The organism is Streptomyces abikoensis (genome assembly GCF_014648775.1).
Classification (GTDB): domain Bacteria; phylum Actinomycetota; class Actinomycetes; order Streptomycetales; family Streptomycetaceae; genus Streptomyces; species Streptomyces abikoensis.
The window spans coordinates 164742-188062 of record NZ_BMRT01000008.1 but is presented as its reverse complement, the minus strand read 5'-3'; the positions used below and the strand labels follow the sequence as shown (position 1 = coordinate 188062).

Genomic DNA, 23321 nt, shown 5'->3' with positions numbered 1-23321 from the left:
GGAGCACCGCTTAAGTGAACGTGATGAGGAGGACGGCCGCCGCCCTGGCGACGGCGGCCGTCCTCCTCGTCGCCGGATGCTCGTCGTCCGGCGGCGAGGACCCCAGCCCCGGCCCCTCCGCGAGCGACCGGAACGGCCGGCCCGACGACAGGAAGGTGAGCGGGTTGCGGGGCATGACGCTCCCCTCGTGGAACACCGACGACTACTCCCGCCCCCAGGCGGAAACGTATCTTCGGCAGATCGCCGCCACCGGCACCCGGTGGGTGACCTTCACCCCCACCTGGTACCAGGACCGCGTCACCGACTCGGCCATGCGCACCACCGGCGAGACGGCGAGCGACGACAGCCTGCGGCACATCATCCGGCTCGCGCACGACGCCGGGCTGAAGACCATGGTCAAGCCCCATGTCGACCTGACCAAGGGCGGCGACCGCGCCGAGATCAAGCCCAAGGACCGGGACGCCTGGTTCACGGCGTACGGACGCTTCATCACCCACTACGCCCAACTGGCCGCCGACAACGGTGTCGAGCAGCTCTCGGTCGGCACCGAGCTCGCGGGCACCTCGCAGGACGGCGAGCACTGGGGGAGGACCATCGCCGCGATCCGCGAGCACTACAAGGGCCCGCTGACGTACGCCGCCAACTACGACGAGTACCAGAAGATCCCCTTCTGGAAGGACCTCGACGTCATCGGCATCGACGCCTACTGGCCGCTGGCCGACAAGGCCACCACCGACGCGGCCCGGCTGCGGGACGCCTGGCGGCCCATCGTGGACGAGCTCGCCGCGTTCTCGGACCGGCAGCACCGGAAGATCCTCTTCACCGAGGCCGGCTACGTCAGCCAGCGCGGCACGACCACGGCCCCGTACTCCTGGACCGTCAGCAAGCGCGACGGCGAGGCCGAGCAGGCGGCCGCCTACGAGGCCCTGTTCGCCGCCTTCGACGGCAAGCCCTGGTGGGCGGGTGTGTGCTGGTGGATGTGGGACGACTGGCCGGACAGCGGCGAGACCGCGAAACGGCTGGCGTACACGCCGCACGGAAAGCCGGCGGAGAAGGTCCTGAAGAAGTGGTGGGGCGGACGATAACAGCGGGGGTCCGGGGGCGCGGCCCCCGGAAAACCTATGTGTCGCACTCCAGCTCCGTACGGCACAACCCGCACCGCGCCCGCACGTGCCCCCGCACCGGCACCCGGATCCGCTGACAGCACGTGGGGCAGTCGAAGACGACCTTCGAGGGCTCCGCGCCCTCGAAGGCGTACCCCGCCTCCGCCGAGGCGGCCCGGGCGCGCCGGTCCCGCGCGTACCGGTGGCGTCCCAGCCGCCCCGCCGCCGCCAGTGGCGGCCGCCGTTCGTCGCGGCGGGCCCGCTCGCGCCCCCGGGTGTACGCCTCGTACGCCTGCGGGCTGGTGAACCACGGCGAGGGGTCCTCGCCGAAGACCAGTGCCCGTTTGGCCAGCACGTACCCGAACTCCTCCGGCGTGAGGTAGCCGAGCTTCTGCGTGGCGGCCGACGACTCGCGGTACGCGTCCAGCAGCAGCCACCCCGCCCCCAGGTACGCGGCGACGGTGTCGGTGAGGATCTCGTTGTCCCGGGTGCCGGGGAACTCGAGGCCGAGCCGGTGGAGATAGACGTGGGTGACCTCGTGGGAGAGGGCGGCGCCGATGTCCCTGCGGTGCTCCTTGAAGCGGGAGTTGAGCTCGATGAAGTACTCGGGCCCGGCCGCCAGCTCGACGCTCCCGGCGTGCCGCATGTCGCGGAAGCTGACGATCATCCGGGCGTCCGGCAGCCGCAGGTGCCGCACCATCTCGCGGGCCACCCGCTGCACGCCGAGGTACGGGTCCTCGTCGTCGGCGAAGGCCACGTCCACCGGGAGGACGCTGGCGGCGAAGGCGTGGACGCCGTCGTAGGAGAGCCGCCGGTAGAGCGCCGTGATCGCCGAGCGCACGGTCTCGGCGTGCGGGAATCCGTGCTGGATCGCGATGCCGTCCGAGCCCACGCGTGACCACCCCCTGAGGTTGGCACTGCCCTTCCACTGTAGGGGCGGAACCGGGGCCTCGACTGTCCGAAAAGGCGGCTAGGTCGCAGCCGTCCCCCGGCCCGATAATCGCAACGCGCATTGTCATGAGCCCAACAAGGCCAGGGAGGGTCGTCCGGACCCGACGGGCCCGGCACCCCACCGCCCCCCGGCCCGCTCATCCGCGCGATGCGCACAACCTCCCACGAAAGGAAGAGCGTTGCGCAACCACCTCAAGACGCTCAGGAGATGCACGGCCGCCGGCGCGGTCGCCCTCGCCGCGCTCAGCCTCCAGCCCGGCACCGCCCAGGCGGATCCCGGCCCCGGCGTCGTCGGCGGCGTCCGCGCCGCGCAGGGCGAGTTCCCGTGGATGGTGCGGCTGTCCATGGGCTGCGGCGGCGCCCTCTACACCCGCCAGATCGTCCTCACCGCGGCCCACTGCGTCAGCGGCAGCGGCGCCAACACCTCGATCACCGCCACCTCGGGCGTCGTCGACCTGCAGTCCTCCCAGGCCGTCAAGGTCAAGTCCACCCAGGTCCTCCAGGCCCCCGGCTACAACGGCAAGGGCAAGGACTGGGCACTGATCAAACTCGCCAAGCCCCTCGACCTGCCCACCCTCAAGATCGCCGGCACCACCGCCTACAACCAGGGCACCTTCACCGTCGCCGGCTGGGGCGCCGACCGCGAGGGCGGCAGCCAGCAGCGCTTCCTGCTCAAGGCCGACGTGCCCTACGTCGACGACGGCACCTGCCAGGGCGCCTACGGCGACAGCCTCACCCTCGGCGAGGAGATCTGCGCCGGCTTCATGGACACCGGCGGCGTGGACACCTGCCAGGGCGACTCCGGCGGCCCCATGTTCCGCAAGGACGACGGCGGCGCCTGGATCCAGGTCGGCATCGTCAGCTGGGGCAACGGCTGCGCCCGCCCCGGCTACCCCGGCGTCTACACCGAGGTGAGCACCTTCGCCCCGGACATCGCCTCCGCCGCCGCGAGCCTCGGCGGCTGAACGGCCGACTGAACGGGCGGGCCGGGCGGTCGGCCGGGTGCCCGGCCCGGCGGCCCGGTCCGCCGACCGGCCGGGCCCCCGGCGCACCGGTGCCCGCACCGCGCGCCCGGCCCGTACCACGCGAACCGCGCCCCGACCGTCCCACCCGGCCGGTACCGCGCGGTCCTCACCCGTACGCGCGGCCCTCCGCACCCGGACGGACCAGCGCCGGCGCGGGTTCCGGCGGGCGCCCCCGACCCCGCCGAGCCGCACTTCGGGATGACACGGGAGGGTCCCCGTCATCCTTTCGGCCGAGACGAGAATGGTCGGACAGTCGAGGTGTGGGGCGGATAAACGTCCGTAACGTAGGGACGCGGCCGCCGGGCACCGGCGGCCGACCGAGCCGCCCGCCATGGAAAGGCACCCCGTGTCCGTCAAGTCCCGCCTCGCCGCCGCCACCGTCCTCGCCGCCGCCGTCGCGGCCGTGGCGTACCCGGCGGCGACCGCCGTCGCGGCGGACCGGGACGGCGACGTCATCGTCGTGGGCAAGCCCGCCGACGCCGCCCCCGCCGTGGCACCCGTACCCGCGCCCCCCGCCGCCGGCACGCCCGGCCGCGCCGACCACGACACCCGCCCGGGCCGCCCCGGCGCCACCGTCCGCCAGGTGCTCCTCCCCGACGGCAGCCGGGCCCGGCTGACCTCCGGCGACGGCCCCGCCAGCGTCACCGTCACCCACGGCGGACAGCGCCACACCATCGACGCGAGCCGCCCCTCGGCCGAGCTCGACCGGATCCACCTGCGGATCATCGGCGCCGACACCACCCACCCCACCCTGCGCGCCCAGCTGGAGGGCAGCCGGCTGCCCAACTACTACGACTTCGCCTCCGGCTCCCTGCGCCACACCCTCGACGGCACCGACCTCGACCGCCTCGCCGCCACCGGCGACACGATCAAGGACTACCGCAAGGCCCCCGCCGCCGGGCACACCACCCACGCCGCCCACCCCGGCGACGCCCGGGCCAAGACCTCACAGTCCTCCCAGTCCTCCCGCGACGTCCACGTCAAGGGCCGGGCACACGCCAAGCCGCCCCACGACACCTCCGGCAACCCCGTCAAGCGCGTCGTCGAGGCCGGCCAGGTCATCAAGGCCAGCCACGACGCCGGCGAGGTCGGCACCCCCGTGATCGTCGGCGGCATCGCCCTGCTGGCCGCCGGCGGCGCCTACGGCGTCCGCGTCGCGCTGCGCCGCAACGGCCGCAGCGCCGACTGACCGGACCGCGTCGATACGGACACCCGCCGGCCGGGCCGGAGGCGCTGCGGTTGCGGCGCCCCCGCACCCCCGGTGACATGGAGGGACCCGGCAGCGCGGCCACGGCTCCCCGAGCGACACCCGTGGCGACGGCGCCATGGCTTCTTCCGAGGCTTCCGAGGAGCGAGGGCACAGTATGTCGACCAGCGTGGTCATCGCGGACGACCAGGAGATGGTCCGCACCGGGTTCCGGATGATCCTGGAGAGCCAGCCCGACATCGAGGTCGTCGCCGACGTCGTCGACGGCGAGGCCGCCCTGGCGGCCGTCGAGGAGCACGACCCCGACGTCCTCCTCCTCGACATCCGCATGCCCAAAGTGGACGGGCTGGAGGTCACCCGCCGGCTGTCCGCGCGCGCCGCCGGGCACCCCGACCGCGCGCAGCGCCCCCGCATCGTCATCGTCACCACCTTCGACCTCGACGAATACGTCCACACCGCGCTGCGCAACGGCGCCTCCGGCTTCCTGCTGAAGGACGCCAGCCCCGCCATGCTCGTCGAGGCCGTCCACGCCGCCGCCGTGGGCGACTCCCTGATCTCCCCGGCGATCACCGTCCGGCTGCTGCGCGACATGGCCCCCGGCGGCACGGGCACACCCTCCACAGCCCGGCGGCCCTCCGAACCCCTCACCGACCGCGAGGCCGACGTCGTGCGCTGCCTCGCCCGCGGCGCCACCAACGCCGAGATCGCCGCCGAACTGTTCGTCTCCCTGTCCACGGTCAAGACCCACCTGGCCAACGTGCAGCTCAAGCTCGACGCCAGGAACCGCGTCGAGATCGCCGCCTGGGCCTGGGAGAGCGGGCTGGCCACGGGCGGCACATGAGCAGATGGGCCGGATGGGCCGTCCGGTACCCCCGGCGGGCCACAGTCGCCAAGGCCGCCCTGGGGACGGTCCTGCTCGGCCTCGTCGCCTTCGAGGGCAGCAGGCTGGCCAGCCAGCCGAGCACCCCGCACGCCGTCGTCCTCGCCTCCGGCGTCCTCGTCTGCCTCTGCGCCGTCCCCTACGGCTGGATCCCGCTGACCGTCCGCGCGAGCGTCGCGGTCACCGTCTCCCTCACCGCCTCCGCCGTCCTGATGATCGGCCGGCACCCCCGGATCGTCTGGGGCATGGGCGAGGACGTCGCCCTGCTCGTGCTGCTCACCGTCGTCGTCAGCCGCGCCACCGCCCGTGCCGCGGGCGTCCTCGGGCCGCTGCTCGCCGTCGCGATCGTCGCCGCGCCCATGCGCGACCTCAACCCCCAGTGGTTCACCGCGATCTTCTCCCTGCTGCTGGTGGTCGTCGGCACCTACTCGCTGCTGCTGCGCGGCCACGCCCGCCAGCGCGTCCGCGACCTGGCCGCCGTCCGCACCGCCGAACGGCTCGAACTCGCCCGCGAACTCCACGACCTCGTCGCCCACCACGTCACGGGCATCGCGGTGCAGGCCCAGGCCGCCCGCTTCACCGCCCTGGAGGGCCCCGCGGCGGCCGACGCCTTCCAGCGCATCGAGACGTCGGCGGGCGAGGCGCTGGGCGCCATGCGCCGCCTGGTCGGCGTGCTGCGCGAGGGGGAGGCCGAGACCGAGCCCGTCGCCGGGCTGCCGGAGGTCCGCGCCCTGACCGAGGACTTCGCCCGGACGGGCCCGCCCGTCGCCCTGTACATCGAGCGGGGCATGGAGAACTGGATCCCGGGCGAGGTCGCGGCGGGCGTCCACCGCGTCGTCCGCGAGTCCCTCACCAACATCCGCAAGCACGCCGCCGACGCCACGGCCGTACGGATCGGGGTGCGCGGCGTCCCCTCGGGCGTCGAACTGCGCATCGCGGACGACGGCGGGCGGGGCGCGCAACTGCCGGAGAAGGCCCGGGGCGGCGGCTTCGGGCTCGTCGGGCTGGCCGAGCGCGCCAAGGCGATGGGCGGCTCGCTGAAGGCCGGTCCGGCGCCGGAGGGCGGCTGGCAGGTGACGGCGCTGTTCCCGGTGGACCGGGCGGGGCGGGCCGGGCAGGCCGGGCAGGCGTGACGTTCGTGCGTTCGCCGGGGGCTCAATCCGCCGACGGCGCAAAGGCTGGGGCCTTCGCGTGGCGCGCGCCTAGCGTGACCGTATGACGGAGACGAAGATCGAAACCTCTCAAGTGACCCCCGATATCTGGATGATGACGTTCACCGTGGGCCAGGCGTACGCGGTGCGCCTGCCGGGCGCGGAGGGCTGGGCGCTGGTGGACACGGGGCTGCCGGGGCACGCGGAGCGCGTGCTGGACGAGCTGGCGAAGCTGGGCGCCCGCCCGCAGGACGTCCGGGACATCGTGCTGACCCACTCCCACCTGGACCACATGGGCTCGGCGGCCGAGCTGGCCGAGGCCACGGGGGCGAGGGTGCTGGCGGGCGCGGGGGACGCGGCCGTGATCCGGGGCGAGGTGCCGGAGCCGCCGCCGGTGTTCGAGGAGTGGGAGATACCGCTGTTCGAGTCCGTGCAGGAGGGCCTCGTGGGCGTGCCGGCGCCGCGGCCGTGCCGGGTGGACCGGGAGCTGGGGGAGGGGGACGTCCTGGACTGGGGCGAGGAGGTCCGGGTCGTGCCGGTGCCGGGTCACACGGAAGGCAGCACGGCCCTGCACCTGACGCGCTCCGGGGTGCTGTTCACGGGTGACACCATCGCCAACGTGGGGCAGCTGATGATGGGCGTCTTCAACGTCGACCGGCCGCGGGCCGTCGCCTCCTTCCGCCGTCAGTCGACGCTGGGAGTTCGAACGGCCTGTTTCGGCCATGGCACGCCGATCGTGGGCGGTGCGGGGGAGGCCCTGAAGGCCGTGGCCGACAAGCTGACGGCGTAGCACGGCTCAAAGCCGAGCGGGGACGCCCGAAGGCGCCCCCGCTCGTCACCCGTTCGTGGGTCAGATCTTCCAGATCTGGTCGGACCAGGCCGGGTTGCAGTCGTGCTGGGCGGCCGGGGAGCCGTTGTCCTGGCCGTTGGCGTAGACGACCAGGCAGCGCTTGCTGTAGGTGTTGCGGATCTGGTAACCGCCGCTCGCGACCGGCACGAGGTCCCACACCTGGTCGGACCAGGCGGAGTTGCAGTCGTGCTGGGCGGCGGGGGAGCCGTTGTCCTGGCCGTTGGCGTAGACGACGAGGCAGCGCTTGCTGAGCGAGTTGCGGATCTGGTAGCCGCCGGTCGCGACGGACTCCAGCTCCCACACCTGGTCGCCGTAGGCGGGGTTGCAGTCGTACTGCGTGGCCGGGGCGCCGTTGTCCGGCGTCCGCCAGGACACCACCAGGCAGCGCTTGCTGAAGTCGTTCATCAGGGACGCGGTCTTCAGCCGGGCCTGCCGGACCCACGGGCCGAGGTCGTCCACGCGGGTCTCGGTGACGCCCTTGCGGGTCTCGGTGGAGCCGAGGCAGCCGGTCTGCCAGGAGGCGGTGCTGATGGCCGTCAGCTCGGCGCGGCCGTCCTTCTCCCGGAACGCCGGGCCGCCGCTGTCGCCCTTGCAGACGCTCGCGTCGGCCGGGGCCTTGGCGGCGAGGCCGATCGTGGTGCCCTGGACCGACGCGACGGTGAAGGCGGCCGAGTGGAGCCGGGAGGGCACCCACTCGTCCTTCGTCCGGCCGTAACCGGTGACGCGCAGCGCCTCGCCCTGGGCGGGCGCGGTCGCGCCGATGGCGATCGGGGCGACGTCGGTGACGGGCTCGGCGAGCTTGGCCAGGACGACGTCGCGGTCGTCGCGGGTGAGCAGCTCGGTGACCGCCACCGTGCGGCCCTTGTCGGTGCCGAGGTCGGTACGGCCGACGGTCACCGTGGTCTTGAGCTTCGGCGCCCCGGCGGTGGGCTTGGTGGCGCCGTCGGCGAAGCAGCCCGCCGCGGTCATCACCCAGCGCTGGTCCACCAGCGCGCCCGAGCAGCTCCGCTTGCCGTCGCCGATGTCCACCTTCGCGGTGAACGCGTAGGCGCCGTCGGCGACCGGGTCGCCGACGACGGCGTGCGCCGGCGCCGAGGTGAGCAGGCCGGCCGCGAGGGCGGCGGGGAGGAGAGCCGTGAGCCACGCGGCGCGCGGACGTCTGCCAGACATCATCTCGAGGTCCTTAGAGGTGCGAAGTGCGGGAGAAGCTGGCACGGTCCGGACGGCCGGAACGATGATCCCAGAAGTGGATCAAGCTCGGCTAGCCACCGGAAACAAGTGATATGGCGCATTCCTTATCCCCGGGGCCGACCTCGGGCCGACCTCGGGACGGCCCCGGGACGTCTCAGGACGGCACCACTCCCGGCTGCCCGTAGCAGAGGCAGAAGGGATGCCCGGCAGGGTCTCCGAACGCTCCAGAACCACCGTTCTGGAGGACCCCGGTCATGGCGGTAACGAAGCAGGTCAGCGCGGACAGGAAGCCCTTGCGCTCCAGCGAGGGTATGACGCTTCCTTCTCAGGCCAGCGCGGGCGGGCGTTCGACTCGCTCGAAGGTGTCCATGGACACCGACACGCAGACCGGTCCGGCCGGGCGATCGACTCACCAGACCTCCGGCATGGAGACCCTTGCCCGCCTCAGAGGCGTACGCGCCGTGCGCCTGTCCGTGCTGACCGACGAGACGACTTCCCCGGAGCGGCAGCGCGAGGCTGACGACCTTGCCGCTGCCGCTCTCGGCATCGACTTCGACGGACGCGAGGCTGTCGACCTGGACGTGAGCGCGTCCAAGGTGGGGCCGTTCGACCGACCGGAGCTGGGCGCGTGGCTCGCGCGACCGGACGAGTTCGACGCCATCGTGTGGTGGCGCTTCGACCGTGCTATCCGCTCCATGAGCGACATGCACGACTTGGCGAAGTGGGCCAAGCAGCACCGCAAGATGCTGGTCTTCGCCGAGGGGATAGGCGGGGGTCGACTGGTCTTCGACTTTCGGAATGCCATGGACCCGACCGCAGAACTCATGATGATGATGCTTGCCTTCGCGGCTCAGGTGGAGTCGGCGAGCATCCGTGATCGCGTGTTGGGTGCTCAGGCAGCCATGCGAAAGATGGCGTACCGCTGGAAGGGCGGGCGGCCGTCGTACGGATACATGATCGTTCCCATGCCCAAGGAGCATGGAGCGGGTAAGACCCTGGTTCCTGATCCTGACGCGGTAAAGGTTATTGAGCGGATTATCCGGGACCTTCTTTCAGGCATGACGATCACGAAGCTTTGCCAGGATCTCAGGGCGGATAAGGTTCCGACTCCGCGTGATCACTGGTCTCTGAAGGCAGGGCGTAAGACCGGGGGAAAGACTGGCGGCGCCAAGGGGGAGACGACTGTCAGGGATAAATTCTGCTGGGTGCCCTCGGTGATCCGTAAGGTACTCACCTCTCCGGCATTGCTCGGATGGAAGCTGCATGACAACAAGCCTGTTCGGGACAGTGAAGGCGCGCCGATCATGGCGACCGAACATCCGATCCTTACACGCGAAGAATTTGATGCGATCGGCAAGCTCTTTGAAGACCGAAAGATCGGGCCGCATGATCGCGTGGATCAGAAGTCCAAGCTGTTGCGTGTCATCCATTGTGCGGGTTGTGGAAGTCGCATGTATCACATGTCCAACAAGCGAGGGGGTGTGCAGCGCGAGAGCTACAAGTGCACGGCACACCTCACGGGGATCGTGTGCCCCGCGCCTGTTGCCATTCGGGCTGACTGGGTCGAAGAGTATGTAGAGCGCGAGTTCTTGTCCCTGATCGGGGATCTCCAGACGCAAAAGACGATCGTCACGCCTGGATATGACCCTGCCCCTGAAATCTCCGCCACGTTGGCTGAGTTCAACGCGCATCAGGAGGAGAAGGGGCGACAGAGGTCGGCAGCGGCAAAGCGTGCGTGGCAGGAGCGAGCGGAGGCGTTGGATAACCGGCTCGCAGTGCTGGAGAGCACCCCGGCGCGCCCGGAGAAGCGGGAATCGGTACCGACTGGGCGCACGATCCGTGAAGTCTGGGCAGACTCAGATGATCAGCAGAGGCGGCACCTTCTCCTTGAGGCAGGGGCGCGATTGCTGATCAAGAAGGGGACGCGGGGTGGCTGGCGACGGCTGGACGAGTCCCGCGTGTCTTTCGCTCTGGGCAATGGCTTCTTCCGTGAAGCCGCCGATGCCCTCATAGCGCTTCGTGAGGAACTTGCCTATGAGACTCGGCCAGACGTACCTACCGCGCGTGGCACAGGTCTGCGGTTGGCGGAGATGGCTGACTTTGAGGCGGCTGCATAGCCGCTGAGGCGTCGAACAGGCCCCGTCGACTCCCTATGTCGGCGGGGCTTCTCCATGCCCGTGAGCCGGGGCCTGGAAGCCCTCGTGCTCTATCGGGAGGGGCGGGCAATCGACTCGCTCTAGGGGTGTGGCATGGCGGGCGTGTCACTCGCTCTCTCCTCACTGAGGGAAGGCAACCCGCTCCCTAGACCCAGGGAGAGGGCAGGGCTCACCACCTACTCAAGTTAGTAGGTGGTGAGCCGGTGTCCCCCTGTCCCCTTCTGTCCCGCCTATAGACCGGCCAACACCAAGCAACGAGAGAGGGCACAGGCCCAATGACGATTACTCACAATCAGGCGCTCCGGCGTGTTGCCGAGCGGCTGAATGCTCCGCGCCCGGAGGGGGAGAAGTGGTCAACGGACTTCTTCCCACACCATCGCGATGTGCTGCTGAACTACCTTGCCCGACAGGGACGTTCTGGCGACTACGGCAGCCACTACGAGGACCTTGCCGACCCACACGCCGTGCACGTCCCCGGATGTGCTGAGCGGTCCGTATCCGCACTGCTGGACGCCGTTGCCGACACAGGGCTACCCGTGGCCGTCGAGGCGAAGCCGGGGAAGCCCCCGCGCTTCGGGTTGGGCGGCAAGCACGCCACAGCGGGGCTCATGGACCTTCGCGGCGTCGTCCTGGCCCTTGTGGTCGAGTACGCGGAGAACGGCCGTCAGGCGCCCGCTGAGCTGGTCTACGCGGCAAGCCGGATCAGCATGTCTGGAACGCATACCGGGGGTGTGGCGTACCGATTCGGCAAGGCACTCAAGCAGGTGGTCCGCGCGTGACCGACTCCCTTACGGACGTGCTCAAGGCTCAGGCCAAGGTGACCGCCGGCGGCGCTGAAGCCCTCACTCAGACTGAGGCAGCACTTCGGCGCTTCGTGTGGTTCCCCGAGCCCCGGCATTTCGACGTGGTGACCCTCTGGACGGCGTACACGCACCTCCTCACGCGCTGCCCTGATCTCCCCATTGCCCCGCGACTCGGTTTCTTCTCCGGATCACCTGGCAGTGGGAAGACACGCGCTCTGGAAATCCTTAGCTGTCTTGCTGCTAACGGTCAGGATGTGGGCTCACTGTCTGCGGCTTCCATGCTCCGCATCATCAGTGCGGCGGCGTCGGCAGATGAACCGGGCGAATACCCGGTGACCCTGTTCCCGGATGAGCTTGACCGCACCTACTCCGCGAACTCTGCTGGAAACCAGGATGACTTGACCATCATCTTGAACTCTGGTTACAAGCGCGGGGCGGTGGTCGTGCGAGCACATAAAGACAAGCAACAGGAGGTGATCCGTTACCCGTGCTTCGGGCCGGTCGCATTCGCCGGACTTGCCACGGCCCGACTCCCGGACGCACTGCTGACGCGGACTTTTGTGGTTCACACGAAGCGCGCCCGTAGCGAGGAACGGCCTGACTCGTTTCTTCCCGTGGCGCACGGCGGCCAATTGGAGAAAGTCCGCACTGCGCTTGCGGATTGGGCGGCACAGACAGCAGTGCGTATCACCGATCCGACAGACATGCTTGCGGTATTGCTGGACGAGCGGATTACCAGCGTCACGGACGGGCGCGACCATGAGATTTGGTCCTGCCTGTTTCTGACTGCCGTCCTCGCGGGTGGGGTCTGGCCTGAGCGCTGCCTGGCGGCGATTGAGGCAGCCAAGGAGGACGCTGCGGAGCGAGTAGATGGCTCAGCTTCCGCGCGACTCCTTACGGCGCTCAGGCTGCATCATGCGGCCCGTCCAGCTCATGTCTGGCCGGTCGCCATCAGCAAGGACGATATTGCCTCTGCCGCAATCGATTTGGACCCGCTGACCTTCCAGCGTTTCAGCGGACCCGACGAGCTACGTGCCGAAGACGTTGCCGCCCTTTTGCGTGAGCACGGGCTCAAACAGGTTCGCGTCCGGACGGCACACGGCCGCTCGTACGGCTACCGCTGGTCGGCCCTTGCGGATGCGTGGGAACGCGCCTTGCCGCCGCTTGTGGCTGAGTACGACGAAGAGCACGAAGGCGAAGAGCCGGAAGAGAAGACCGGGTCGCTCTTCCGTCAGTAGGCGGGACCGGCCGGGACACAGGGACGCGGAGCAAAAACAGCAGGCTAACGCCTTGCCCCGCGTCCCTTTCCCATGCTCTGTCCTGCTCCGCAACCAGGACCCGACGAGAGGAAAATGACTTTGCCCAACACAGAGATCCAGAGGCGGACCGCTCCGCACGCCGTGTCGCTCCGAAGTTTCGGGGGCGTGAACACGATCAGCGGTTACGCAATCCGATTCAACGAGCTGAGCCACGACCTAGGGGGATTTCGGGAGCGAATCTCTCCGTCCGCGTGGAACCCGGCGACGGCCCGTAATGACGTACTGGCCACGTTCAACCACAGCGTTGACAACGTGCTCGGGCGTCGCAGTTCGGGAACGCTTCGCCTTACCGCTGACTCGGAAGGCGTGCGGTATGAGATCGATATCCCGAATACTCAGGCTGGCCACGACGTAGCGGAATTGATCAAGCGTGGTGATGTGGTCGGTAGCTCATTCACCTTCCGCGTCAATCCGGGAGGCCAGGAACGGGCAAGTGACGACGACCCGGAAACCGGCCTGCCCATTCGTGTCGTGACGTCGATGACCGTTTACGAACTCGGACCTGTCACGAATCCCGCCTACCCGACTACGACGGCGGGCGCTCGCGCGCTTGATGCCCTGTACCCAATTGAAAGTGAGTCCCGTATGACCAGTGCCTCTATCCGTACTGCTGACGGCTTCCTGCCGGTGAACCGGCGTCAGATCCCGGACGGGTCTCAGTGGACGGCCACAGAACCGGCTGCGCTGTGGGCCAACATGATTGGCCCGAAGTCCCGGTTCCTGGCCAATATCCCATCGTCCAACAAACTGCCCATGCGTGAGGCTGCGATGATGCTTCCGGCTATCAAGACAGGCGATGGCGGCTACGTGGACGCCCACACCCCGATTCCAGATCCGGGCACGGATATCACGTCTCGGACTTCCCGGTCAGTCAAGTTCGGCGCCCTTGAGCGCGCATCCTCGGAGGTACTTCAGGACGCACGCCCGGATCTTGTAGCCGGTATCAACCAGTCCCTTGCCGCCGCCCTGGCTCGCGGAATCGACAAGGGCCTGTTTAACGGCGCCGGTCCGGCCGACCCGAACGACAACCGGCGCGTGATCGGTCTGCTTGCTCAAGGCGATACGAAGCACATTGCCCCGTCTGTGGCTGAGATCAGTGCGGCTCTTGAGCGTATGGAAGCGACCGGCGCAGAGGCCACGACCCTTTGGGTTGATCCGATTGCGGCAAAGTCTCTTCGTGCCGAAGTGCCCGCCACTGAGTGGCCCAAGGGAATTTATGGCCTGACGCCGGTTGTTTCGCAGTACCTCCCCGCCAACACGGCGGTTGTTGCAGATGCTTCCCGAATATTTGTCGGGCTGCGCAGTGACATTTCCATTGCCGCCTCTCGCGTTGCGCCGGGAGCTTTCGGTGAAGACCGCGCGCTCTTCCGTGCACTTGCCCGCGTCGCTGGCGTATGGGTGCAGGAAGCGGGGTCAGTTCAGATTCTGAGCGCCACCCTGCCCGACAACACCCCCGACCTTATGGTGTTCGCGGACAAGGCAGAGCTTGATCTAAATCACCCGACGGTGCTTGCCGATGAGGCTGCCAAGCACGCCGCCGAACTTGAAGCACGGCAGGCGGGGGTCCAGAAGTGAGGGGGGAGTCTGAAGAGGGGGGCACCCCGAAAAAGTGGAGTGCCGTTCTCGTCGGGCACCTTCGTTGGCTTGGCCGTTCGCCTGAGCGCGAGCCGGAGATCATCGCGGCGTGTGCTCGTCTCGCCCGACTGAGAACAGATGTGCTTCGCTGCGAACCATGTGATGCGTTCGGGCCGTCCAAGGCGGTCGGGGTTGGGTGGCGAACACCAATTCAGCGCGGCGGGAAGCGCACCCGGGAAAACCTGAGAGTGATGTGCCGGGGCTGCTGGATTGAGTCAGGCCGGACTGACTGGCTCGCGGTCCCCACGGGCGCACGTCTCCATGAGCGGACGACGCCGAACAATTTGCCCATCCAAGTGATCGAGCTCTGACGGCCGGCTCGCAGGGAAGGGGTAACCGCTCCAAAAGTTCGCAGCGGGCACCTTCCCCGATCCCGGCCCCAGCTCGCCTTTCGTGTCCGTCCCGGACACGAGAAATCCAAAGTGTCCGCCGAACCACAGGAGAAAATTGAAGAGACGATGCGCTCACGCGCCATGCGACGTGGAACTACCCGCCGATGCCGACCAGCGGACCCGTTATTGCGGCGACGCGCACCGGAAGGCGGCGGCACGCGCCCGGAAGGCTGCCGACAGAACGGCCGCGACAAAGCCCGAGACGGCCCCCGAGGGCGACAGGGAGCGTTATGAGGACCTTCGGGCCGTGTGGGGCGCCCTGGTAGCCCAGATCGCCAGGGACGGGGTTCTTGTGCCAGGTAGCGCCGGGGCGCCGGTCGCCCATCCGGGCCTCCGCTTCCTGGCCCAGCTCGATGCCGCCCTGTCGGCCCATGAGCGAGCAACAGACGCCGGAGACATCGACCCTCTTGCCGCCATGAGGGCAGCCGCCCGCGCTGCCGTAGAGGAGTCTCGCCGTGTCGGAGTCCTTGCACGAACGCCAACGTCGCTGGGCGGACAACTTGCCGCCTCTGAGTGACGAACTGCGGGAACTGGCTTGCCTGTTGGGTGGCGGAGAGACCCGGAGGATCGGCGTGCACCCGCTGTGGCCGCTCTTCTCGGAGCTGTTCCGCGCTGAGGCCGGGTGCGACCCTGACCCGACTGCCCTGGGCGTCATCTGCGGTTGCCCAGAGCACTTCTGACCACTGCCCCCGACGACTGCCCGCGCTGGGCTGCCGTCGGGGGCTCTTTGCGTTGGGCGCGAACCCGGGCTATCCCCGATTAGGGACGGCAGGCGTTACCTCATTCCCCGGGCGACCGGTTGTACTCGGCCATTGTGGGCTTAGAGGTTGAGGCGTCCTTGAAGGTCAGTTCCCATGGGCCAGTGTTCACGTCGAAGTCCTTGCCGAAGCCGACCCACTTACCGCTCATCTTCCGGCCCGTAGGTTCGACAAGGAGCTGAATAGCCCCGTGGTAGACGGCCCCGGCGTAGTAGCCATCCCGTGCCGTTTCCTCGCGCCACGTTCCCGTGACTACGTTTCCTTCAACGGTCAGGTCGAGCGTCAGCGGAGAATTCGGGTTCGAAGAGCCTTCCGGCAGCGAGCGCGCCGTCAGCTTGTTGCCGTGCTGGAGTACCACTACATAGTGCTCTCCGATGAAGTCGGATTCCCGCCCCGACGAGTGGTACTCGTATCGGGACAGCCAGATGCCGGACAGGGTTCCGTGATCGTTGTGCTTGGTCATGGGGGCGATACCTCCTGGGGCTGTTGCGGCTCGCGCCTTCGCCGCCTCTCGCTGTTCTGGTTCACGACCGTTCAGCACGGCTGACTCTGCCGCTCGTGCGTTCGGCCCCGGTGGGGCGAACCCTAAAGCCTCGATCGGTAGACCTGTTACGCGCTCCAGGGCCCTGGCGTAGACGGGGCGGGGATTGAGGACCTTCCCTGACTCCCATCGCTGAACGTTGCGTTTGGCGCAGTCGTTCGGTTCACCTGATTCCTTCCCCGCCTGACGTATGGCGAGAGCTAGATCATCTTGCGACATGCGCAGGCTGATCCTGACGGCGCGAAGGATCGTGTTGGGTTCGGCCACGCCTTCGACAGTAGGGCGCTGGGCGACAGTTGGTCACCGGTTTTGACCGATGAATGACGCCGGTATGACGCCTTGACGGTCGCCGCGCTGCCCATGCGACCGGCGGTACACCTGTGGCACTGACGGGGGCAACGCCCGAAGGGATTGGCCTGCATGAGCACACGTGCCGTGATCACACACGCTGATTGGACCGTTCGGCCCGACCCTGAGCCGGACGCGAAGCCCCACACCTACGCCCAGGAGTGCGAGGTGTGTGGCGAGGGCTCCCCCCGGAGCACCGGCCAGGAGGCTGGTTCGGTCTGGATCTTGGAGCACGTCAGGGCCAACCCGTCGCACCACTCCTACACGCAGATCGTCAAGCGCCCGTTCCACGCGTGGATGAGGTAGCCGTGATTCGACGCGCAGTCCTCAGATGGGCCGGTGCGATCTGGGCCACGACGGTCGTCGTCTCCGTCGCCCTGGTGATCCCGCTTGCGATCATCAGCAATCCGTACCACCGGTGAGCCCGCCGCGATGGCTGAGGCGGCAAATACACGCAACCGAAAAGGAGAGTGCAGTGGTGAACGCAACCCTTGTTCGTCCGGCTCCCGAGAGGGTGTCCGAGCGTGCACGAGAGATTCTCTCGGCAATTGAGGCCGACCCGGAGTTCGAGCGTCTGCGCACCGGGTGCGCCAAGTACGACAAGGACTGGCAGAGCTTCACGGGCTATGCGCTCGTCGACGGCTTCGACGTCGAGAAGGACACCGTTCCGCTGTTCCCGGAAGCCCTCCGGGCAATGGCGATCAAGTCGGCCGTCTACGAGATGACGGATGGCGACGAGTACGCGGCAGAGATTCCCGTCTCCGTCCCCGTGGATGAGATGATCCACGCCCTTGCCGCTCAGTTCACCGTGCTGAGCCGTGTTCAGGAGCGGACTGGGATCAAGTTCGTTCACGCCACGGACCGCGAGGAAATCGGCGGCTGGGACCACGGCGACTACACGCACCAGGTCTACCGGGCCGCATGGGGGCCGGTGAACGAGCGGTTCTGGATCGGCAAGGACGAGACCGAGAAGCGGCGCGCTGCCGCCATCAAGAAGTATGAGCCGCTGGGCATCTTCGAGGGTGGACGCAGGTTCGCCCCCGGCTTCGCTACGGCGAGCTAGCTGAGAGCGCGGCGCAGCGTCGTGATGACGTCCACTTCGGGGAAGGTACGGGGAATCTCGGTGGTGGCTTGCTCGATCAGCAATTCGAGCACTCCCGGCGCTGCGCTGTGCATCACGTCGCGCAGATACGAATCCAGTTCGGCAACGTCGCCAGGCAACGCAAGCTTCGTGGCCACGGGCAAGCCATCGGTCTTGTATCTCCCCGCAGGGATGCCCACCTTCTCCGGATGCACGCACACGGGCACACCACCAGTGGTGTACCGGTGCCCGTCGTCGGGCCTGAACGGGCAGTCGCGCGAGGGCCGTTCGAACACGTCGAAGGCTCCGAGGGGGAAGCGGCGTGACGGGCAGATCCCGCATGCCGGGTGCTCGTCGCTGGTGACGTAAGCCTCAGCCATGGCACCGAAGCCTAGGCCCCTGGCCGCCCCGCTCGTGCGTTTCTCCCCCGAGGCGCATGGGCGGGGCTTCTTGCTGCCGTCGACCGCCCGGTACCGTAGAACGGTAAGTCGAGAGCGTTCGGGTCGGAGAACACGACGAACCCCCGTTCCCGCCCACCGCTGTCGTGCAGGAACGTCGCACCGAGCGCGAGAACCTCCCGCTGGGCGCGCTCCACGTCCGCGCGGGTGTCGACGTCGAAGTCCAGGTGCATCTGCTGCGGATGCGCCGGATCCGGCCACCGGGGCGGGACGTACGCGCTCTCCACCCGCTGGAAGGCGATCCGCTGCCGCGTGGCCGGATCGGTCAGCCACACCCAGCCGGGGTCGCTGTCGTCGGCCTCCACCCGCCAGCCGAGCACGGCGGAGTAGAAGCGCGCCAGGGCGAGCGGATCGGGACAGTCGACGACGACACACTGCAATTTCGCGATCATGAAGCCATGATGCCGCGCCGCCCGTGGAATTCCACAGCGTCTTCTCGATAGTCCAAGACGACAACAGGCTTTGTCCATGGTCACCTTCGCCCCTGCCGTCACACAGTGACGGCGTGACCGTAGAAGCCACAGGCCCCAGCCGTCGCGCCGTCGTCGTCACCGCCGCCGCCCTCGCGGGCGCCGGCGCGTTCCCGGCCCGCGCCACGGCCCGCGGCACCGAGGCCCTCCTGCGCTCCGAGACCCTGGACGTACGCGTCGATACGGCCTTCCCCCGGATCGTCTCCTACACCGACCGCGCCACCGGCGCCGTCCTCCACGGCCAGGAGGACCCCGTCACCTCCCTGCTCGTCGACGAGACCGAGCACACCCCGCACGTCACCGCGTCCCTCACCGCCGACCGCGCCGCGTACACCCTCACCCTCCCCGCCGGCACCCGGATCGACGTCGAGATCCACGTCCACGGCTCCCGCGTCGACTGGCGCGTCACCCGTATCACCGAGGCCCCCGGACTCCCCGTCGGCACCCTGCGAATCCCCGGCCTCGCCTTCCTCTCCGTCCGCAGCACCCAGCCCGGCGCGGAACTCCTCGCCGCCCGCCTCCAGCTGGACGCCGCCAAGAGCGGCGACACCCACATCCGCCCCACCCCCACCACACCGCCCGACGCCACGCCCACCGGCTGCGCCTACGCCGTCGTCGCCACCGGCGAACTCGGCGGCGGCATCGAGACGAACACCGTCCACGACCGGCCCGACGCCGCCACCGCCTGGGAGAACGGCCGCTTCCGCCGACAGGTCCTCACCCGCGACGGCTACACCAAGGCACAGATCACCTGCGGCCAGTGGACCCACCGCGCCGCCGGCGCCCCTGTTCACGACACCGAGCCCCTGCCGTACGTCCACGTCGTCGTCACCCGCGACCGCAACGGCGACGGACACGCCGACTGGCAGGACGCGGCCATCGCCACGCGCGACATCATGACCGACCCGCTCGGCGCCGACGAGCAGCACCTGCGCGTCGTCCCCCACATTCCCTTCAACTTCGCCAGCCAGGCCACCAACCCGTTCCTCGCCGTCCTCGACGACGTCAAACGGATCCACCTCGCCACCGACGGACTGCGGCAGTTCACCCTCCTGAAGGGCTACCAATCCGAGGGCCACGACTCCGCCCACCCCGACTACGGCGGCAACTACAACACCCGCGCCGGCGGTCTCACCGACCTCAACACCCTGCTGCGTGCGGGAAAGCGCTGGAACAGCGACTTCGCCGTCCACGTCAACACCACCGAGTCCTACCCCGTCGCCCACGCCTTCTCCGAGACGCTCGTCGACCGGAACAACCCCCAATGGGACTGGCTCGACCAGTCCTACCGCATCGACCCCCGCCGCGACCTGCTCTCCGGCGACATCGTCCGCCGCTTCCGCCGGCTGCGCGAGGAGACCGACCCGGCACTCGACACCCTCTACATCGACGTCTTCCGCGAATCCGGCTGGACCTCCGACCGCCTCCAGCGCGAACTGCGCGCCCAGGGCTGGCGGATCACCACCGAATGGGGGCACGGACTCGAACGCTCCAGCCTCTGGTCCCACTGGGCCACCGAGACCGACTACGGACCCGACACCTCACGCGGCGTCAACTCCCGGCTCATCCGCTTCCTCCGCCACCACCAGAAGGACGTCTTCGCCGACAAATGGCCCCTCCTGGGCACCGCCCGCCTCGGCACCTTCGCAGGCTGGCAGGGCAAGACCGACTGGACGGCCTTCCACCGCCTGATCTGGACCCACAACCTCCCCGCCAAATACCTCCAGGCACACCCGATCCTCACCTGGACCGACCACGAGATCACCTTCGCCGGCCCGGCCAGGACCTCCGTCTCGGACACCGACGGCACCAGGACGATCACCACCGACGGACGCGTCGTCCTCCGCGGCGACACCTACCTCCTGCCCTGGGAACCCCGCCGCGCCACCGACCCCGGCAGGCTCTACCACTACAACCCGCACGGCGGCACCACCACCTGGACCCTGCCCCGCGCCTGGTCCCGGCTGCGCACCGTCGCCCTCCACCGCCTCACCGACCGGGGCCGCGCCGACACCCTCCGGCTGCCCGTACGGGACGGCCGCGTCACCCTCCGGGCCGCCCCCGACCAGCCCTACGTCCTGACCCGCCCGGACGAACGCCCGCGCCGCCGCGACCCCCGCTGGGGCGAGGGCACCCCGCTGCGCGACCCGTCCTTCACCTCCGGCACCCTCGACGCCTGGCGGGCCAGCGGCCCCGCCCGCGTCGAGCGCAGCGCCCTCGGCGACTGGGAACTGGTGATCGGCGCGGGGGAGGCGGCCACCGTCGGCCAGCGGCTCGCCCGGCTGCGGCCCGGTACCTACGCGGCGTCCGTCCAGGTCGAGGTCGGCGCGGTCGCGGGGGAGCGGCGCCGGGCCGCGCTGAGCGTCCGCACGGCCGACGGGATCACCGCGACGAACTGGACGGACACCTCCACGGCCGTCAACTTCGTGGCCGCCGACCGCAAACACGGCACCCGCTTCCAGCGGATGTTCACCTGGTTCACCGTGCCGGAGGGCGGCGGGCCCGTCACCCTCGCCCTGACCGCCGGCCCCGGGCGCGCGCGGGTGCGGTTCGACGCCGTCCGCGTCGTACCCGGCCGCAGGGCCGACACCGAGGGCGCCCTCGTCCTCGAGGACTTCGAGAACGTGCCCCAGGGCTGGGGCCCCTTCGTCAAGGGGGACGCCGGCGGGGCCACCGACCCGCGCACCCACATCGCCCAGCGGCACGCGCCCTACACCCAGCGCGGCTGGAACGGCAAGGCCGTGGACGACGTCATAGACGGCACGCAGTCGCTGAAGTCGCGCGGTGAGAACCCCGGGGTGGTCTACCGCACCGTCCCCCACACCGTGCGCTTCGCGGCGGGGCGCCGTTACCGGGTGTCCTTCCGCTACGAGAACGAGCGGGCGGGCCAGTACGCATGGGTGACGGCCGTCGACGAACCGGGAGCGCGCGAACTGGTCCGTACGCCCCTGTCCGTCGCCGTGCGACCGGCCACGTTCTCATACGAGTTCACGGCACCGGAGACGGGTGAGGCGTGGGTGGGACTGCGGAAAGTGGGGGACAACGGGACTGCTGAGTTCTGCCTGGACCGCTTCATCGTGCAGTTAGTAGGGCAATAAACCACCACGGGGTTCCGTCCCGTTGGCCACCGTCATCGGCCGGTGACCAGCGGGACGCACGCTCAGCCCCCGTCGTGGCCGGGCACTCCGCCCAGCCGGACCTCCGGCTCGCCCGGCCCCTCCAGCTCCAGCACCAGCACCTCGTTCGCCCCCTCGCGCAACACCGGCCCCGGAACGTACAGCGGACGACGCGGACCCCGGTCCCAGTAACGCCCCAGACAGAAACCGTTGACCCACACGAACCCCCGTACCCAGCCGGGCACCTCCAGCACCGCGTCCCCCACCCCCACCACCCACAACGTCCCCCCGTACAGCCCCGGCCCCCCACCCGGCCCCGCCCGCCACGGCACCCGCGCCGACGCCCCGGCCTCCTCCAGCGCCGCCAGCCGCAGCCCCCGCGCCCGCACCCCGTGCACATACTGCCGCTCGTGCAGCAGCCCGCCCGTGACGCCCTTGGCCTCCCCGAGCCGCGGCCCGTAATTGACCCGGCCCAGCGACTCCACCCACAGCTCCACCACGGCCGGCCCCGCCACCTCACCGATCAGCACCGGATCCCGGGCGCCCTCGACCACCGCCACCCGCGCCCCGTCCACGAGGACCGTCGCCAGATCGCGCAGCCCCAGCACCCACAACGGGGACGCCTTCCGGGGCCCCGGGACCTCGAAGCGGTACCGCACCAGCCCCCGGTCCACCCCCAGGTCCTCGAACACCGGCGGCAGAGCCGTCTCGCTCTCCACGCCCCCCAGCGCGTCCACGACCCCGTCCAACGGCACCCACCGCTCCAGCCGCCCCACCACCGCGGCGCCCAGCACCGGCGGCGCCGGCGGCGGCTCCGGCACCGGCCCCGCCGCCCCGGCCGCCCCCTCGCGGAAAGCGGCCAGCACCTCACGGAACGCCCAGAACTTCGCCGTCGCCCGCCCGTACTCGTCCACCGGCGCGTCGTAGTCGTACGACGTCACCGTCGGCAACAACGCGCCGAGATGATCCTCACCGGCCCGGTTCGCCCCCGCCCAGCCACCGAAACTCGTCCCCCCGTGCGCCATGTACAGATTCACCGACGCCCCGCACTCCAGGACCTCCCGCAGCGCCCCCGCCGCCTCCTCCGCCCCGCGCACGGCCTCCTCCGCGCCCCAGTGCGTGAACCAGCCGCACCAGAACTCCATGCACATCAACGGACCACCCGGCCGGAACCGCCGCAGCACCCCGAACGCCTCACGCGCCCCCGAACCGAAATTCACCGTCGCCAGAACGCCGGGCACCGAACCGCCCGACAGCATGTGCTCCTCCGGACCGTCCGACGTCACCAGCGGAACCGTCACCCCCGACGCCTTCCACCGTTGGACGAGCCACCGCAGATAAACCCGGTCGCTGCCGTACGACCCGTACTCGTTCTCCACCTGCAGCAGCACCACCGGACCGCCCCGGTCCACCTGCCGCCCCACCACCTGCTCCGCCACCCCGGCCAGCCAGCCGTCCACCGCCCGCAGGAACCCCTCGTCCCGCGTCCGCACCCGCGCCCCCAGCCCCCCGGTCACCCACGCCGGCAGCCCACCGTTCTCCCACTCCGCGCAGATGTACGGACCCGGCCGCACGATCGCGAACATCCCCGCCGCCGCCACCGCGTCCAGGAACCGCCCCAACGGCCCCATGTCCACCGGCCCACCCTCGACCGGAGCATGCCAATTCCAGGGGACGTACGTCTCCACGCACGTCAACCCCATCGCCCGCAGCATCCCCAGCCGATGCGCCCACAGCCCCTCGTGCACCCGGAAGTAATGCAGCGCCCCCGACAACAGCCGCACCGGCCGCCCGTCGAGCTCGAAATCCCCGTCCCCCACCACGAACCGCGGCACGAGCCCCGCCTCCCCACACACCGCCCGGACAGCGCGAACGCCGACCATCCT

At 69.6% G+C, this 23321-nt stretch carries 19 protein-coding genes; 13 read left to right on the top strand and 6 right to left on the bottom strand.

Annotated elements, in window-relative coordinates; translation table 11 throughout:
- Window positions 1-23 precede the first annotated feature (23 nt).
- Window positions 24-1085, top strand: a complete 1062-nt coding sequence (locus tag IE096_RS24160) for a glycoside hydrolase family 113 (protein ID WP_229820580.1) — start codon at window positions 24-26, stop codon at window positions 1083-1085.
- A gap of 34 nt (window positions 1086-1119) precedes the next feature.
- On the opposite strand, the gene IE096_RS24155 is transcribed toward IE096_RS24160, so the two are convergent.
- Window positions 1120-1995 carry a hypothetical protein gene (locus IE096_RS24155; RefSeq protein ID WP_189455113.1) on the bottom strand — a complete coding sequence of 292 codons (876 nt, stop codon included), beginning with the start codon at window positions 1993-1995 and terminating at the stop codon, window positions 1120-1122.
- Window positions 1996-2233: 238 nt separating this feature from the next.
- Between IE096_RS24155 and IE096_RS24150 the strand changes: the two genes are divergently transcribed.
- From IE096_RS24150 to IE096_RS24130, 5 genes are all read left to right on the top strand, one after another.
- Window positions 2234-3019: a S1 family peptidase gene (locus IE096_RS24150; protein WP_189455111.1), complete on the top strand. Its 786-nt coding sequence runs from the start codon at window positions 2234-2236 to the stop codon at window positions 3017-3019.
- A 406-nt stretch (window positions 3020-3425) separates the two neighbouring features.
- A complete protein-coding gene (locus IE096_RS24145) occupies window positions 3426-4268 on the top strand; it encodes a hypothetical protein (protein WP_189455109.1) in 843 nt (280 codons plus the stop codon).
- Between the two features lie 175 nt (window positions 4269-4443).
- Entirely contained in the window at window positions 4444-5127 is a 684-nt protein-coding gene (locus IE096_RS24140; RefSeq protein WP_189455107.1) for a response regulator, read from the top strand.
- Window positions 5124-6299, top strand: a complete 1176-nt coding sequence (locus IE096_RS24135) for a sensor histidine kinase (protein WP_189455105.1) — start codon at window positions 5124-5126, stop codon at window positions 6297-6299. Before IE096_RS24140 ends, IE096_RS24135 begins: the two co-directional genes overlap by 4 nt.
- Before the next feature lie 82 nt (window positions 6300-6381).
- Window positions 6382-7107: an MBL fold metallo-hydrolase gene (locus tag IE096_RS24130; protein ID WP_189455103.1), complete on the top strand. Its 726-nt coding sequence runs from the start codon at window positions 6382-6384 to the stop codon at window positions 7105-7107.
- Between the two features lie 60 nt (window positions 7108-7167).
- On the opposite strand, the gene IE096_RS24125 is transcribed toward IE096_RS24130, so the two are convergent.
- Window positions 7168-8337: an RICIN domain-containing protein gene (locus tag IE096_RS24125; protein WP_189455101.1), complete on the bottom strand. Its 1170-nt coding sequence runs from the start codon at window positions 8335-8337 to the stop codon at window positions 7168-7170.
- 389 nt (window positions 8338-8726) lie between these two features.
- Here IE096_RS24125 and IE096_RS24120 point away from each other — a divergent pair, with 389 nt between their 5' ends.
- The 4 genes from IE096_RS24120 (at window position 8727) to IE096_RS24105 (ending at window position 14211) form a co-directional block, all read left to right on the top strand.
- Window positions 8727-10475: a recombinase family protein gene (locus IE096_RS24120; RefSeq protein ID WP_308430374.1), complete on the top strand. Its 1749-nt coding sequence runs from the start codon at window positions 8727-8729 to the stop codon at window positions 10473-10475.
- Between the two features lie 314 nt (window positions 10476-10789).
- Entirely contained in the window at window positions 10790-11293 is a 504-nt protein-coding gene (locus tag IE096_RS24115) for a hypothetical protein (protein WP_189455099.1), read from the top strand.
- Window positions 11290-12555, top strand: a complete 1266-nt coding sequence (locus tag IE096_RS24110) for a DUF3631 domain-containing protein (protein WP_189455097.1) — start codon at window positions 11290-11292, stop codon at window positions 12553-12555. Before IE096_RS24115 ends, IE096_RS24110 begins: the two co-directional genes overlap by 4 nt.
- A 186-nt stretch (window positions 12556-12741) precedes the next feature.
- Complete coding sequence (locus tag IE096_RS24105; protein WP_229820562.1) at window positions 12742-14211, top strand: HK97 family phage prohead protease; 1470 nt, start codon at window positions 12742-12744, stop codon at window positions 14209-14211.
- Window positions 14212-15443: 1232 nt separating this feature from the next.
- Here IE096_RS24105 and IE096_RS24100 read toward each other — a convergent pair.
- A complete protein-coding gene (locus IE096_RS24100; RefSeq protein WP_189455360.1) occupies window positions 15444-16181 on the bottom strand; it encodes an XRE family transcriptional regulator in 738 nt (245 codons plus the stop codon).
- A gap of 201 nt (window positions 16182-16382) precedes the next feature.
- Between IE096_RS24100 and IE096_RS32250 the strand changes: the two genes are divergently transcribed.
- Together IE096_RS32250 and IE096_RS24095 are read left to right on the top strand one after the other, a co-directional pair.
- Entirely contained in the window at window positions 16383-16616 is a 234-nt protein-coding gene (locus IE096_RS32250; RefSeq protein ID WP_444544784.1) for a DUF7848 domain-containing protein, read from the top strand.
- Window positions 16617-16785: 169 nt separating this feature from the next.
- Window positions 16786-17373 (top strand): hypothetical protein, encoded by a 588-nt coding sequence (locus tag IE096_RS24095; protein ID WP_229820561.1) that lies wholly within the window; start codon window positions 16786-16788, stop codon window positions 17371-17373.
- On the opposite strand, the gene IE096_RS24090 is transcribed toward IE096_RS24095, so the two are convergent.
- Both IE096_RS24090 and IE096_RS24085 read right to left on the bottom strand, forming a co-directional pair.
- Window positions 17370-17771 (bottom strand): hypothetical protein, encoded by a 402-nt coding sequence (locus IE096_RS24090; protein ID WP_189455094.1) that lies wholly within the window; start codon window positions 17769-17771, stop codon window positions 17370-17372. The two genes, IE096_RS24095 and IE096_RS24090, sit on opposite strands and share 4 nt — an antisense overlap.
- Before the next feature lie 11 nt (window positions 17772-17782).
- Entirely contained in the window at window positions 17783-18241 is a 459-nt protein-coding gene (locus IE096_RS24085) for a VOC family protein (RefSeq protein WP_189455092.1), read from the bottom strand.
- Between the two features lie 113 nt (window positions 18242-18354).
- On the opposite strand from IE096_RS24085, the gene IE096_RS24080 reads away from it, so the two are divergent.
- Window positions 18355-21417, top strand: coding sequence for an endo-alpha-N-acetylgalactosaminidase family protein (locus IE096_RS24080; protein WP_189455090.1), 3063 nt, complete (start codon window positions 18355-18357; stop codon window positions 21415-21417).
- 62 nt (window positions 21418-21479) lie between these two features.
- Here IE096_RS24080 and IE096_RS24075 read toward each other — a convergent pair whose 3' ends face one another.
- On the bottom strand, window positions 21480-23270 hold the full coding sequence (locus IE096_RS24075) for a glycoside hydrolase family 35 protein (RefSeq protein ID WP_189455088.1): 1791 nt from the start codon (window positions 23268-23270) through the stop codon (window positions 21480-21482).
- Window positions 23271-23321: the final 51 nt, after the last annotated feature.

Coding starts and splice junctions, on each gene's coding strand:
- IE096_RS24160 (WP_229820580.1), top strand. CDS start 24: ATGAGGAGGACGGCCGCCGCCCTGGCGACGGCGGCCGTCCTCCTCGTC.
- IE096_RS24140 (WP_189455107.1), top strand. CDS start 4,444: ATGTCGACCAGCGTGGTCATCGCGGACGACCAGGAGATGGTCCGCACC.
- IE096_RS24135 (WP_189455105.1), top strand. CDS start 5,124: ATGAGCAGATGGGCCGGATGGGCCGTCCGGTACCCCCGGCGGGCCACA.
- IE096_RS24130 (WP_189455103.1), top strand. CDS start 6,382: ATGACGGAGACGAAGATCGAAACCTCTCAAGTGACCCCCGATATCTGG.
- IE096_RS24125 (WP_189455101.1), bottom strand. CDS start 8,337: ATGTCTGGCAGACGTCCGCGCGCCGCGTGGCTCACGGCTCTCCTCCCC.
- IE096_RS24120 (WP_308430374.1), top strand. CDS start 8,727: ATGGACACCGACACGCAGACCGGTCCGGCCGGGCGATCGACTCACCAG.
- IE096_RS24115 (WP_189455099.1), top strand. CDS start 10,790: ATGACGATTACTCACAATCAGGCGCTCCGGCGTGTTGCCGAGCGGCTG.
- IE096_RS24100 (WP_189455360.1), bottom strand. CDS start 16,181: ATGTCGCAAGATGATCTAGCTCTCGCCATACGTCAGGCGGGGAAGGAA.
- IE096_RS32250 (WP_444544784.1), top strand. CDS start 16,383: ATGAGCACACGTGCCGTGATCACACACGCTGATTGGACCGTTCGGCCC.
- IE096_RS24090 (WP_189455094.1), bottom strand. CDS start 17,771: ATGGCTGAGGCTTACGTCACCAGCGACGAGCACCCGGCATGCGGGATC.
- IE096_RS24085 (WP_189455092.1), bottom strand. CDS start 18,241: ATGATCGCGAAATTGCAGTGTGTCGTCGTCGACTGTCCCGATCCGCTC.